Annotated in this window: 6 protein-coding genes and 1 pseudogene; 4 read left to right on the forward strand and 3 right to left on the reverse strand. The window is 70.2% G+C overall.

Going from position 1 to position 7048, the window contains the following annotated elements; translation table 11 throughout:
- Window positions 1-226: 226 nt before the first annotated feature.
- Window positions 227-1420, forward strand: coding sequence for a hypothetical protein (locus ACZ4LX_RS18230; RefSeq protein WP_467645526.1), 1194 nt, complete (start codon window positions 227-229; stop codon window positions 1418-1420).
- 98 nt (window positions 1421-1518) lie between these two features.
- Window positions 1519-1743 (forward strand): annotated as a pseudogene (locus tag ACZ4LX_RS18235) (NUDIX hydrolase); the annotation flags it as partial.
- A gap of 423 nt (window positions 1744-2166) precedes the next feature.
- Here the strand turns inward: ACZ4LX_RS18235 and ACZ4LX_RS18240 are convergent.
- The 3 genes from ACZ4LX_RS18240 to ACZ4LX_RS18250 form a co-directional block, all read right to left on the reverse strand.
- The gene (locus ACZ4LX_RS18240) at window positions 2167-3417 is read right to left on the reverse strand and encodes an MFS transporter (RefSeq protein WP_467645523.1); all 1251 of its coding nucleotides are present in this window, start codon (window positions 3415-3417) and stop codon (window positions 2167-2169) included.
- 48 nt (window positions 3418-3465) lie between these two features.
- Window positions 3466-4734: an ATP-grasp domain-containing protein gene (locus ACZ4LX_RS18245; protein WP_467645518.1), complete on the reverse strand. Its 1269-nt coding sequence runs from the start codon at window positions 4732-4734 to the stop codon at window positions 3466-3468.
- Between the two features lie 222 nt (window positions 4735-4956).
- The gene (locus ACZ4LX_RS18250; RefSeq protein ID WP_467645514.1) at window positions 4957-5661 is read right to left on the reverse strand and encodes an SDR family NAD(P)-dependent oxidoreductase; all 705 of its coding nucleotides are present in this window, start codon (window positions 5659-5661) and stop codon (window positions 4957-4959) included.
- 79 nt (window positions 5662-5740) lie between these two features.
- Between ACZ4LX_RS18250 and ACZ4LX_RS18255 the strand changes: the two genes are divergently transcribed.
- Together ACZ4LX_RS18255 and ACZ4LX_RS18260 are read left to right on the forward strand one after the other, a co-directional pair.
- Window positions 5741-6115, forward strand: a complete 375-nt coding sequence (locus ACZ4LX_RS18255) for a winged helix-turn-helix transcriptional regulator (protein ID WP_467645508.1) — start codon at window positions 5741-5743, stop codon at window positions 6113-6115.
- A gap of 38 nt (window positions 6116-6153) precedes the next feature.
- Complete coding sequence (locus ACZ4LX_RS18260; protein WP_467645504.1) at window positions 6154-6960, forward strand: alpha/beta fold hydrolase; 807 nt, start codon at window positions 6154-6156, stop codon at window positions 6958-6960.
- Window positions 6961-7048 lie beyond the last annotated feature (88 nt).

The raw sequence follows: 7048 nt of genomic DNA on the forward strand, positions 1-7048 counted from the left end.
CCTCCGAAGTCGCGGGTCGCGGCCCGCATGACGCGGGTCGCGTCGTTGTGCCGACCGTTCTTGCTCAGCGCCGTCCACACCCACCTGCGCGTTCGCTCACCGATCAAGGGTGAGCAGCGGTCTTCCTCCAGACCACGTGACGGTCGGTGGCCGTCGCTATCGTGGCTCTTGAGTACGTGCGGTCAGGCGATCGGGGGCATGGAGTGATGGGTGCGGGGGAGTCGGCGTGAACACGGTTGAAGCTCGGGTCTGGCGGTTCGAGCCGCGGTCGAGTGGTCAGGGTGCGGCTTGGATCATCGGTCGCGGGCAACTGCCGGTCGGATTGGCTCGGCTGGTCCACATCAACGCGCTGGCCTGTGACCTGCAAGGCGTCGTCGACCTTCGGACCAAGGAGCTGGAGGCCCGCCTTCTGCTCAGTTACGTCGACGCTCCAGGAGGGAGTCCCCTGCAACTCGATCATCCCTCCCTTATGGCGAGTTCTCGGCACATACGGAGCTTCGTCAGCGAGTGCGCAGGGCTCGGGCTGCTGACCGCGGCGAGTGAAGCTCTTTTCTCGTGGACGGACGGAACCCACGCACTGCACAGCTTCGATGCTCTGCCGAGACCTCTGTCGAAGTCGTATCGGGGCAGTGGTGTACGCCCTGATCTGCTGTTCCATGTGCCAGCGGGCCCAATCGCGGGAGAGGCTCGTGGGCGGTATCGCAAACAGAAGGATCTGCTGCCCAAGCGCCTTCTCTCCGTACAGCGACGGCGACTCGCTCAGCTCACGGCCTGGTCTGCTGCTCATGGCGACCACTCCTACTTCATGAGCTGGGTCTACGTCGGTCCGGCCGGGGTGGCTGTGGACATTTTTATCCCCGAAGGCAGCGAATCGGGCGACACGCTGATGACCGACTGGGTAGAGACGGAGGACGGGGACGGCCAGGAGCAGGCCTTCCACTGGGGCGAATCGGGGGCGGACGCAGCGTCCGGCCCTGACGTTCTCCCGTCGAGTCAGCCGTCCCCGGCGGGGGGAACGGTTTCCAGCGGCGCCGCAGGCGAGGCGATCACGGACCTCGAATCACTTGTGTCAATGGCGGCGGAACCCACGCGGCCTCCCCAGGAAGTCGCAGAGGATGTGGTGAGCAGGCTCTACGCATCCGCTCCTGAACCGGACCAAGAGGCCACCCTCGCCGGGATCGCCGTGCGTGGCCGTTGGGTACCGGCCGACGCCTTGGGACCTGCGAAGCACGAGGTCATGGTCGGAGTACTTGCTGAGAGGCCGCCCCGGCAGGTGGCGATTCGGGAAAGGATGGCACGGTCGGAAGGGCGGTTTGACGTGTGTCTCGACGGGCGGCTTCTCACCGTCGTTCGGCCTGCTGCGGCGCCCGAGCCTGAGTGGCGTCAGTTGGAGCGGGTGCTGTTCGACCCCCGCCAGTGAGGCAGGTGCTCCCCCTCCATCTTCGCAGAGCAGGCAGGGCGGGCTGGTTCGACAACTACGCTCAGGGTTTCGAAGCTGTCCGGGCCACTGCACGGCCCTACACGAACCCGAACCACATCGTGGCCTACACCGACGGCGAGATCCGCCAGCAGTACGAGAACACCTACATCGGCCGACCCGTGGGCGGCGAGCCCACGATCAACGACGAGGCCGACGGCGTTCGCTACGTCCGGTCGAGCGACCTGGACCAGTACGACATCCACCCGAGCATGCGGCAGCAGATCGGCGACTACCTCGCCGGCACCTACCCCTACCTGGGCTGAGCCGCCAACGCCGCCTCCACCCGCCCCACGGCCGCGTGGATGTCGGGCTCAGCGGATGTCGGGCTCAGCGGATGTCGGGACTCAGCCCTGCCGGGCAAGCGGCGGTTCACACGATGCGTCCCGACTGCCTTCCGGACACGGGGATGTCGCAGGTGTCTGTCCCCAATGAAGCGCGGAGAAAGAGGTGTTGGCCGGATCGCTCCTCCTGATCGGCCGATTCCGGGTGCGGGCCCTGCCCGTGCTGCGGCGGGCGGAGAGCGGTGGCGGGGCTTCTGGGCCCAAGTGCCCACGAATTCACCGACGCCCGTCCGGGCGTGCGCGGTGGCTGCCTGGCGGGCCGGCAAGTCCCCCACGGGACAGTTGAGATGCCAGTGGCTCGGAGGGGCAGGCCCGCCGGTCGCGTCACCACGAGCAACGTCTCGGTCAGTCTTCGAGGTTCCTGATCGTGCGGACCTTGCTGCAGTAGAGGGCGAGGGGGGCGAAGACGACGAGGGCGCAGCCGGCGTAGAGGGCGCCGCGTGGGCTCAGGGTGTCCGCGAAGGTGCCGCCGAGGAGTGCGCCGATGGGGATGGCTCCCCAGGTGAAGAAGCGGACCGAGGCGACGACGCGGGGGAGCAGTTCGGCTGGGGTGACGGTCTGGCGGTGGGTGCGGGTGAGGATGCTGAGGATCGTGATGCCGGCCGCGAAGCCGGCCAGGCCGAGACCGAAGCAGACGACTGTCCAGCTGGAGCGGGCGAGGGGCAGCAACAGGGTGGCGGCGGCTCCCGTGACGGTGGCGGCCACGATGGCACGTGCGGTGCCGAGCCGGGCGGCGAGCCGGGTGGTGACCGCGGCTCCGGCCAGAGCTCCCACACCGTCGCAGGCGAGGACGAGTCCGACGGTGCCGGCCGGGAGGTCGGCGGTGCGGACGAGGAAGACGGGGGCGACTGCCAGGACGACGCCGGAGGCGAGGTTGAAGGCGGTGGAGGCCAGGACGGAGGGGCGTATCACCGGGTGCTGGAGGACGAACCGTACGCCCTCCCTGATCTGCCGGACGAAGGGTTCGTGGTGGCGTGCCGGGGGGCGGGGGCTCTCCGTGCGGATGCGCCCCAGGAGGACCGCGGACAGCAGGTAGCTGACCGCGTCGGTGAGCAGGCTGGTGGCCGCGCCGAGGAGCTGGACGAGGAGGCCGCCCAGTGAGGGACCGGCCAGCTGGGTGGTGGCGAGGGTGCCGGAGATGAGGCTGTTGCGGGCTGTCAGCTCCTCCTTGCTGACGATGGAGGGGAGATACGCGGTGTTGGCGACGTCGAAGAGGATGTTGGCCAGGCTGATGAAGAGGCCGACCAGGACGAGTTGCGCGATGGTCAGGATGTCCAGCCACGCCGCGATGGGCACCGAGGCGATCAGGACCGCGCGGACCAGGTCCATGACGACCTGAAGGCCCCGCATGGGGAAGCGTTGCACGATCACGCCGGCCGGCAGTCCGAGGAGGACCGCGCCCGCGTAGCTGGCCGCGGTGATGAGGCCGACTTCGAAGGCCGAGGCGTGGAGGATGACGAGGGCGGTCAGCGGCAGGGCGACGGCGGTGATACCGGACCCCAGGCTGCTGGTGCCCGAGGCGGCCCAGAAGTACCAGAATCCTGAGCGCGACGAGGTCCCGCCGGGCACCTCGGTGAGCTTGGGGCCAGTAGTCATAACAGCATTCCAATCCCTCTTCGTGGGGGGTTTGGCCGGGTGCGGGTCTCAGATCGTCCGGCTGTCCCGCGGGCGGGCACCGAGCTGGAACTCCAGCTGCGACACCGCTTCCCGGGCGGCGGCCAGTGCGGCTTCGGGGGTGTCCGCGAGCGCGCGGACGGAGGCGACGCGTGCGTCGGAGTCGGTGAGCGCGCCGATCTCGGTGCCGGGCTGGACGAGGACCGAAACCTTGCTGACGCCGGGCACGGCCGCCGCCCTGTCGGTGCCGGTGACCGAGACGAGAGTGCCGGAGGTGTCGAGGGAGGCGAACCAGATCGCCGAGGCCCGGCTCGGCGACCGGGTGTCGGCGAGGGTGTCCCGGATGCCGGGCAGCACTTGTTCGCCGAGTGCCTGTCGGGCCGTGCAGTCGTCCATGTCGACGCCGGTGGCGTCCAGGGTCAGGTCCGGGATGCTGTCGCCGCCGACGCGGACGTGCGTCTCGATCAGCCGCGGGCCCTTGGCGGTGAGGACGACCTCGGTGTGGGTGGGACCGTTCTGCACGCCGAGGGCGTCGAGTATCCGCTTGAGGTACGTCTCGATGTCCAGGCGCTGTTCCTCCTGGAGGCCGGCGGGGGAGACGTGGCCGAGCTCGACGAAGCCGTCCGGGTCGGAGCACTTGGCGGTGATGCCCACCAGTACGTGCTCGCCGTGCTCGGAGAACGCCTCGACGCTGTACTGCGGTCCTTCGAGGAACTCCTCGACCAGCACGCCCGCGTGGGCCTGGGAAGCGTCGCTCTGGCTGACGGCCCGTGCGAAGGCGTGTTCCAGATCGCCTTCGGCGCTGACCTTGCCGACTCCCGCGCTGCCCGCGCTCGACACCGGTTTCACGATGCAGGGCAGGCCGTGGCGCTGGGTGAAGGCGCGCAGTTCGTCGAGGCTCTCGACGCGCCGCGACGCCGTGGAGTCGATCCCCTTCCCGCGCAGCCAGGCGCGCATCGCGGCCTTGTCATGGGCCAGGTGCACGGTCTGCGGGCTGTGCGCCGGCAGTCCCAGGGCCTGGGCGACCGCCGCGTAGGGGATCTGGTCCGACTCGCCGAACGAGCCGACGCGCGTGAACGGATCACGTGTGTGCACGGCCGTGGCGAGGTCGATCCATTCCTGCTCGGGTGCGTTTCTGCGCAGGCAGATGACCCGGACGTTCTCGGCCGGCTCGCGCACCCGGCCGATGTAGGTGATGTCGCACAGGACGGTGGTGCGGGTTCCGGGCCTGACCCGGCGGAGGCGGGCAGGGAAGTCGCGGCCTGGGCCGACGATCAGAATGTGCTCGGACTCGGACATGGTCTGTCTCCTGGGTCTCGGGGCCCCGCCGGAAGAGTGGGCGGGGTACGGGCGGGACGGCCCGCCGGGGCCTCACCGCGCCGGGGGAAATCCGGTGCGGGACAAAGAGGGGTGGGGCAAAGGGGGGTGGGCCAAGGGGGTACGGGGTACGGGTACGGGGCACCGGGTGCCCCGGCCGACCCCCCTGCCGCGTGCGCCCGGGCGCACGCGGCGGCTGCGGTGTCAGGCGAGTTTGTGGCGGGCGCCGCCCTCGACGTGGATCGTCTCGCCGGAGACGAATCCGGCGCGCAGGAGCCACATCACCGCGTCGACGATGTCGTCGCTCTCGCCGTGCCGGCCGACCAGGGTCCCCGCGGCGCTCTTGCTCAGCAGGGCGCCCTTCTTGTCACCCAGGCGGTCCCAGAGGCCCGAGTCCACGACACCGGGGGAGACGGCGTTGACGCGCACCGGGGCCAGATCCGCCGCCAGATGGCGCGCGGCGTACTCGACCGCACCGTTGGTGACCCCCTTGACGAGGGATCCCGGCCCGGGGCGCCACCCGACCACACCGGAGAACAGCACCATCGATCCGCTCGGGCGCAGTACCGGCGCGAAGTGCTTGGCCACCAGCATCGGGCCGATCACCTTCGCCGTGAACGCGGCCACCAGCTTGTCGTGGTCCAGCTCGGCCGCGCGCACGTCGTGCGGCGCCGAGCCTGTCGTCACGATGTGGTCGATGCCGTCCTTCAGCTGCTCCGCCGCGGCCGCGAGCGTCGACTCGTCCTGGAGATCGCACCGCACCGCCGTGGCCCCGATCTCCCGGGCCGGCCCCTCGGCCGCTGCCAGGTCGCGGGTGCCGATCATCACCTCGTAACCGTCCTTGACCGCACGCCGCGCGATTGCCGCGCCGAGCGCCCGGGTACCGCCGATGACCAGGATTCGCTCCATGGCTCGCACTCCCTCTCGTAGGATCGGATCCAACGGTATAGATTTGATACCGGTATCTTCAACGAAACCGGAGGCAGCCATGGGCAGGGCATACAACGTGATGGCGGCGACGTGCCCCAGTCGCACGGTGCTGCACCGGATCGGCGCGCGCTGGACCGTGTTCGTCGTCAACGCCCTGGACAGCGGGCCACGCCGCTTCACCGAGCTCAAGGGGCACATCCGGGGCATCACATCGAAGGCTCTGACCGAGACCCTGCGCTCCCTTGAGGCGGACGGTCTGATCAGCCGCCAGGAGTACGAGGAGAATCCGCCCCGTGTCGAGTACGCCCTGACACCGCTGGGCCACTCCCTGCTCGTGCCGCTGCGCGCGGTGCGGAGCTGGGCCGAGGAGCATGTCCCGGAGATCGAGCTGGCCCGGTCCCGCAGGCCGGTCGCCGACCCGAGTGCCAACTGAGAGACGTTTCCCTTCGAGTATGGAGGCGGTTCCGGTCGATGACCGAACACGACCTGCCGGCAACGGACTTCGCCCGCGCCCCCGACGGCACCGCGCTGGCCTGGCAGCTCAGGGGGCAGGGGCCGCCGCTGGTTCTGCTCGCCGGGCAGGCGAACGACCACCACTGGTGGGACGACGTGCGGGAGGACTTCCACACCGTGCGCTCCACCCTCACCCTGGACCAGCGCGGCACGGGCGACAGCGACAAGCCCAAGGGGCGCTACTCCACCGCGCAGTTCGCCGATGACGTCGTCACGGTCCTGGACGCGCTCGGTATCGCGCGCGCCGACGTGTACGGCACCTCGATGGGCGGACGCGTCGCGCAGTGGCTGGCGATCCGCCATCCGCAGCGGGTCCGCCGGCTGGTGCTGGGCTGTACCTCCCCGGGCGGCCCGCACGCCGTGGAACGTGACACCGCGGTGCGCAAGCTGCTCGCCCAGCCGGACCCGGAGGCGGTACGCGAGGTGCTTGCCGACCTGATGTACTCGCCCCGGTGGCGGGCCGCACACCCTGGCCCCTACCGCACCCTCGGCGACCCCCGGATGCCCGCCCACGCGCGCCGCGGCCATCTCGTGGCCAGCAACGAGCACGATGCCTGGAGCGAACTGCCGCGCATCACCGCACCCACCCTGGTCCTCCACGGAGACCACGACCGGCTGACCCCGCCGGACAACCTCGAACTGCTCGCCGCCCGTATCCCCGGAGCCCGTACCCGCCTCTTCGAGGGCGCCCGGCACGCCTACTTCGATGAGCGCCGGGAGGAGGCGGCCGAGCTGGTACGCGGGTTCCTCACCGAGGAGGGCTGACCGCGGGAGCCGACGGCCTTCTTCCGGCCGGTTCAAGAGGCGAGGCCGAGGTGACGGGCGTAGAGGGCGGCCTCGGTGCGGTGGCTGG

It is taken from the genome of Streptomyces sp. NPDC026062 (genome assembly GCF_055568375.1).